Source organism: Microbacterium sp. B24 (assembly GCF_000333415.1).
Classification (GTDB): Bacteria; Actinomycetota; Actinomycetes; order Actinomycetales; family Microbacteriaceae; genus Microbacterium.
This window is the reverse complement of record NZ_BADB01000242.1, coordinates 1-6089: the sequence shown is the minus strand read 5'-3', so window position 1 is coordinate 6089 and position 6089 is coordinate 1. Positions and strand designations below refer to the sequence as shown.

7 protein-coding genes are annotated in these 6089 nt (G+C 70.3%); all 7 read right to left on the bottom strand.

What is annotated here, in order from left to right; all coding sequences use genetic code 11:
* On the bottom strand, positions 1-666 hold a 666-nt coding region (locus I5I_RS06580; protein WP_036317865.1), incomplete at its 3' end, for a ParA family protein.
* 87 nt (positions 667-753) lie between these two features.
* Entirely contained in the window at positions 754-1851 is a 1098-nt protein-coding gene (locus tag I5I_RS06575; RefSeq protein ID WP_036317863.1) for a hypothetical protein, read from the bottom strand.
* A gap of 1 nt (position 1852) precedes the next feature.
* The gene (locus I5I_RS06570; RefSeq protein ID WP_036317862.1) at positions 1853-3109 is read right to left on the bottom strand and encodes an aminotransferase class V-fold PLP-dependent enzyme; all 1257 of its coding nucleotides are present in this window, start codon (positions 3107-3109) and stop codon (positions 1853-1855) included.
* A 73-nt stretch (positions 3110-3182) separates the two neighbouring features.
* Entirely contained in the window at positions 3183-3821 is a 639-nt protein-coding gene (locus I5I_RS06565) for a vitamin K epoxide reductase family protein (RefSeq protein ID WP_036317860.1), read from the bottom strand.
* Between the two features lie 92 nt (positions 3822-3913).
* Positions 3914-4840: a site-specific tyrosine recombinase XerD gene (gene xerD / locus I5I_RS06560; protein ID WP_036317858.1), complete on the bottom strand. Its 927-nt coding sequence runs from the start codon at positions 4838-4840 to the stop codon at positions 3914-3916.
* A gap of 37 nt (positions 4841-4877) precedes the next feature.
* Positions 4878-5543 carry an NUDIX domain-containing protein gene (locus tag I5I_RS06555; RefSeq protein ID WP_036317856.1) on the bottom strand — a complete coding sequence of 222 codons (666 nt, stop codon included), beginning with the start codon at positions 5541-5543 and terminating at the stop codon, positions 4878-4880.
* The coding region (locus tag I5I_RS06550) for a glutamine amidotransferase-related protein (RefSeq protein ID WP_036317855.1) at positions 5536-6089 on the bottom strand (554 nt) is incomplete at its 5' end. The genes I5I_RS06555 and I5I_RS06550, both read right to left, overlap by 8 nt.

Sequence of the window (6089 nt, the reverse complement as noted above, 5' to 3'; positions counted from 1 at the left end):
TCGTCGCGAGCACCCGTCCAGCTCGATCGCCGGGTTGAGCCGGTCGCGCACCTTATCGATCGTCTCGATGAGCAGGGCGACCCCGCGCAGGGCGAAGAACTCGCACTCCAGCGGGATGAGCACACCGTGGCTCGCCGTGAGCGCGTTGACCGTCAGCAGACCCAGGGAGGGCTGGCAGTCGATGAGGATGACGTCGTACTCCCCCGCGACCTTGCGCAGCACGCGGGCGAGGATCGTCTCACGGGCGACCTCGTTGACGAGGTGCACCTCCGCGGCCGACAGGTCGATGTTCGCCGGAATGACGTCGAGGCCTTCGACCGAGGTGTGCACGATCGTCTCGTGCGGATCGCGCTTCGTGTCCAGGAGCAGGTCGTAGATCGTGGGGATGTCGTGGGTCTGGATGCCCAGGCCCGCCGACAGCGCACCCTGGGGGTCGAAGTCGATGGCGAGCACGCGACGTCCGTACTGGGCGAGCGAGGCGGCCAGGTTGATCGTGGTCGTCGTCTTGCCGACGCCGCCCTTCTGGTTGCACAGGGCGATGATGCGCGCGGGGCCGTGCGCCGACAGCGGCGGCGGGGTCGGGAAGCCCTGGTACGGCCGACCGGTGGGACCGATGGGCACGTCCTCCGAGAGGGCCTTCTTCGTCCCCCGCGTCTTATCCGCCACCGACACTCCTGCTTCCTGATGCCCTTCCCAGGGCCGGACGGACCTGCGCCGCCGTGTTCCTCGATTCTCGCACAGGGTGGCGGCGGCTCAGCCGAGGCCCCGCAGGGTGTCGACGTCGACGAGCCCGGCGTGAAGCCCTCCACCGGCGATCAGCGACGGGATCGATACGGTCCGGATCTCGTTCTCGACGACGTCGCGTGCGTGCTGGAGGGATGCCGCGACCTCCGGCGATCCGGTGAGGGCGACGATCCGTGCGACATCGTCCGCGGTGTAGCCGTCGTCGGTCAGCCACTGCTGCAGTCGCTGGGTCGCGTCGGCGGCGCTCGCGGCGTTCATCCATTCCTGGGTCGTGGTGCCGTCGGACGCCTGCGTCGTGAACAGCTGCTCGAGGATGTACCAGTCCCCGGTCTGTGCGGCAGCGGCGTTCGACGCGCCCGCGGCCCCGCGTTCGGCCTCGAACGCGCGGGTCGCGGCGAGATAGGTGGCGACCAGCTGCGAGTTGGCGAACTTGTCACCGAAGCCGCCGCGGATCGGATACGCGACGTAGGTCACGTTGTGTGTGCCGTCGAAGCCGGCGTCGCGCATGTTGCGGAACAACTGCGCGCAGTAGCGGCATCCGGGATCGAGAACCTCCAGCGCCGTGGGACGCCCGGCGGTGTACCCGCCGAGATAGGTGGCATCGGCGGAGGCGAAGTCCGCGGCATCCCAGGTGCGCAGTCGACTCGGAATCGTCGCGATCGTGTCGCCCACCGACGCGAACTCGCGTCCGAAAGCGCCGAAGACGTCGCCCTCTCCGATCGACTCCCAGAAGCCGGGCTGGCCGGCGTCGATCGAGCACGCCTGTGCGGCCAGCGAGCAGGCCTGCGCGTTCTGCTTGTCGCAGGTGCCGTAGACGAAGAGGTTCAGGCCGCTGCGCCCGACGAGATAGAGGCTGACGACGAGGCTCAGCACCATGAGCCACGCGACCACCTCGATCGCGATGCTGGCCGGACGCACCAGTCGCGGCGCCCGCAGCGCCAGAGGCGACAGCAGCGAGTTCTTGACGTCGTCGCGGAACGTCGTGTCGCACGGACGCATGGTCACCCGGCGCCACGCGCAGCCCCACGCCGTGCCGAGGAGCTTGCGGTACTTCGCCGACACGGCGGAGAGCACCAGCACGACGATGAACGCGACGATGCAGACCATGTCACAGTCCCTTCATCATCGCGGTCATGACCTCGAGCGTGCGGTCGATGTCCGCGTCGGTGTTGTGGGCGCCCACGCTGAAGCGCACGAGCGGGCCGAGGCCGCGGCGCTCGAGAATCCAGTAGTGCGCACAGAACGCGCCGCTGCGGACGGCGATGCCGGCGCGCGCGAGGAAGGCGGCGAGCCGGTGCCCGTCGACGCGCTCGGGCAGCACCGAGACCACCGGCGACGCCGCACCGATCATCTGCAGACGCGGCAGCGCGGCGAGGCCGTCGTGAAGTCGCGCGCCCAGTCGGGCTTCGTACGCGGACAGTGTCTCGCCGCCGGCGCCGCGGACGTCGCCGAGCCAGTCCAACGCAGCCCCGAACCCGATGATCTCCGCCCATGCCTGCAGACCCGGTTCGAGCCGCGTGTGGGGGTCGGGCAGCAGAGCGAAGTCGTCGGCGGTGACGGCACTGACCTGGCCGCCGCCCACCAGAACGGGATCGAGTGAGAGCAGCAGCTCACGGGTGGCGACGACCACACCGAGCGAGGGGCCGTACATCTTGTGCGCCGAGAAGCAGATCGCGTCGGCGTCGAGACCGCGAAGAGCGTCCAGCGCGTGACCCGCAGCCTGAGCCGCGTCGACGATCACGATGCCGCCCACGCGGTGCACGCTCGCGATGAGCTCGCGAAGGTCCGGCGTCACGGCACCGATCACGTTGTCCATCGCCGACACGACCACGACGGCGTTCCGCACCGCCTCGGGATCGACGAGCACGCGGGCGTCGTCGTCTCGCTCCACGACGACGCGTGGGATGCCGGCACGCCGCGCGGCCGCGATCGTCGAGAGGAACACGGCGTTGTGCTCGGTGACGGTCGTGACGATGCGCGCGAAGCGCCCGGGCGGCAGCGCCGACAGCAGCAGGTTGAGTCCGTACGTCGTGTTCAGTGTGAAGGCGCACGAGTAGTGGCGAGGAGACACCCCCAGGGTGGCCAGGACCCGCTCTCGGACCCGCGCCACTTCGGCATCCACCCGGCGCCCCGCGTCGTAGCGCACACGCCCACCGCAGGCGTAGAGGCGCTGGTAGTAGTCCTGGACGGCGTCGATCACCGGCTGCGGTCGCAGCGTCTGGCAGGCGGAGTCGAGGTAGACCTCGTCGGCACTCAGATACTCGAAGCCCGGTCGGCCGCCGGCTGCGGCCGTCGGCGCGCCGGACGCGCGGTCGACATGCCGGCCGAACAGGCCTCGTCGGGTCGGTCGGCGCGCGGCATCCATTCCGCCATTGTGGTCGGACCTCTCGGGTCCGCGTCGGGGCTCCGGCCGTGAAAGATCCGAACGCCGCCGAGGTTCAGATGAGACTGCCGATGACGTCCAGCCGCACCTGGGCCGCCACCGCGATCACGAGGTAGTCCAGCACGACGACCAGGGGAAGCCACGACAGCACGGCGACGCCGATGCGCCGCACGCCGGCCGCACTGCCCCAGACGCCGTCGGCCAGGGTCCACCCCAGCACCGTCCAGAACAGCGGGATCGTCGCGAGCCAGATGACCATGCACCAGGGGCACAGCGAGCCGTACTCGAAGACACTGCGGTAGGCGAGCACGTGCACGAACACGAACGCGCCGGCGACGAAGATCGCGTACACGCGCCAGAACCACGTACGCAGCCCTCCGGGCGCGGCGAGGGCCGAGACACCGGCGTAGACCGGCCCGAAGAACAGCATGATGCCGATGATCGCGTTGCTGAATCCCAGCAGGTTGCCACCCGGCGACAGCAGGTTCGGCCCGCACGTCACGATCGGGCTGATGCTGCAGCTGATCAGCGGCGTGCCGCCGGTCAGTTGACCGATGTACTCCAGGTACAGCAGAAACGCGACGATGCCGCCGACCGCTCCGGCGACGATCCACCAGATCGCGAGGCCGCGCCCCGGACGGTGGAGAGAGGGCGTCGCGGCGGTGGTCGCGGGGGCGGAAGGCGCAACGATCATGGCGCCATCGTCTCTCGCCGTCGGTCGTCGCGTCGTCTCGATGCGCCGTATTTATACGGCCGAGGCGGCGGGAGCCGACACCCGCGCGCGGCTCAGCGCGCCCGCGGGTGCGACGTGAGGTACACGTCGCGCAGGGCGTCGACGGTCACGTGCGTGTAGATCTGCGTCGTCGCCACCGATGCGTGACCGAGCAGTTCCTGCACGACGCGCACATCGGCCCCGCCCTGAAGGAGGTGCGTCGCGAACGAGTGCCGGAAGGTGTGCGGCGACACGTGCGCGCGCAGGCCCGCCCGCTCGGCCGCCGCCTGAATGATCAGCCACGCACTCTGGCGCGACAGCGGCGCCCCGCGCGCGCCGAGGAACAGTCGGGGGGTCGCGTGCCCGCGGCGTGAGAGTTCCGGGCGCGAGCGCGCCAGATAGGCGTCGACGGCGGCCCGAGCGTACGAGCCGACCGGCACGATGCGCTCCTTCTGTCCCTTTCCGCGTACGCGCAGCAGGTCGGCGTCGCCGGCGATGTCATCGACGTCGAGCTGCATCACTTCCGAGACGCGCGCGCCGGTGGCGTAGAGCAGTTCGAGCAGGGCGCGGTCGCGAAGTCGGATCACATCGGTCTCGGTCGCGGCGCCGGGTGCGGGGCCCGCGGCATCCAGGAGCGCGCCGATCTGATCGATCGTCAACGCCTTCGGCAGGCGCTGGGGGGTCTTCGGCGGGGTCAGGCGATCGCTCGCGTCCGACGTCTCGATGCCCTCCCGCACGAGGAAGCGGTGCAAGCCGCGCACCGACGACTGCAACCGCGCCAGAGACGTCGCCGCGGACGGTGGATCAGCAGCGGCGCGATCGGCGGCGAACTGCGCGACGAGCGCCGGAGTGATCGCCGACGTGTCCTCGACGCCGGCGGCCGCAAGCCACTCGCGATAGCCTTCGAGGTCACGGCGGTAGGCCGCGATCGTGTGCTCGGAGAGCCCGCGCTCGATCGTGATGTGACGCAGGTACGCGTCGACCGCACGCTCGAGCCTCACCGCATCACCGGCCGCGGGGAACGCTCATCGACACGCGTCATCGCGCGAGGCCGGATCCGTCCTCGCCGATGCGCCGCGACCGCCGCGGCCAGGGGGCGTCGCCCGGAGCCAGCGTCGCCCAGTCCCGCGCACGCGACGCGTGGGCGGCGAGCGTGCCGACGACCAGAGACGGATTCTGCACGCGGCGCGCGAGCACGGCGTCGACGACCTCGTCCAGAGGCACCCACCGCACCTCGATGTCGGCCTCCTCCGCCTCCCGCGCGAACGTCTCGTCCGCCGCACGCAGGTCGCGCGCGAGGTAGATGCGGATGGTCTCGTCGCTGCCGCCGGGCGAGGTCATGAACTCCCCCAGCACGTGCCAGGATGCTGCGACCAGGTCCGCCTCCTCGGCGAGCTCACGCTGGGCCGCCACGAGCGGCGACTCCCCTCCGATGTCGAGCAGCCCCGCCGGGATCTCCCAGTCGCGCAGTCGCACGGGGTGACGGTACTGCTTGATGAGCAGCACCCGATCGTTCTCGTCGAGCGCGAACACCGCCACCGCGCCGGTGTGATCCATGTACTCGCGAACGATGGAGGTCCCGTTGTAGGCGAGTTCGTCGCGACGGATGTTCCATACCCGACCGACGAACGGCGTCTCACTGCGGACGACCTCGACGTCAACTGCCTCGTCGGCCAGCGGCTCTGCACCGCTCGGATCAGTCACCCTCCACCTCGAAGAGCTCGCTGGAGCGGTGCCGCTCCAGTGCCGCCGCGATGAGACCGCGGAACAGCGGGTTCGCCTCGGTCGGCCGCGAACGCAGTTCGGGGTGGGCCTGCGTGGCGATGTAGTACGGGTGCACCTCGCGCGGCAGCTCGACGTACTCGACGAGCCCATGGTCGGGCGACAGCCCCGAGAACCACATGCCGGCGTCGGCGATCTGATCGCGGTAGCGGTTGTTGACCTCGTAGCGGTGGCGGTGACGCTCGCTGGCGCGCTCGGCGCCGTAGACCTCCGCCGCCAGCGACCCCTCGGCCAGCTCGGCCTCGTAGAGCCCGAGCCGCATCGTGCCGCCCATGTCGCCGTGGTCGATGATGTCGACCTGCTCGGCCATCGTCGCGATCACCGGGTGCGTGGTGTCGGGATCGAACTCACTGGACGACGCCCCCTCGATACCGGCGACGTTGCGCGCGTACTCGATGACCATGCACTGCAGTCCCAGGCAGATGCCGAGCGTGGGAATGCCCTGCTCGCGGGCGAAGCGCAGCGCGC

What these genes read in the sequence shown, in the direction of transcription:
- I5I_RS06575 (WP_036317863.1), bottom strand. Translation starts at nt 1,851, where the DNA reads ATGGTCTGCATCGTCGCGTTCATCGTCGTGCTGGTGCTCTCCGCCGTG.
- I5I_RS06570 (WP_036317862.1), bottom strand. Translation starts at nt 3,109, where the DNA reads ATGGATGCCGCGCGCCGACCGACCCGACGAGGCCTGTTCGGCCGGCAT.
- I5I_RS06565 (WP_036317860.1), bottom strand. Translation starts at nt 3,821, where the DNA reads ATGATCGTTGCGCCTTCCGCCCCCGCGACCACCGCCGCGACGCCCTCT.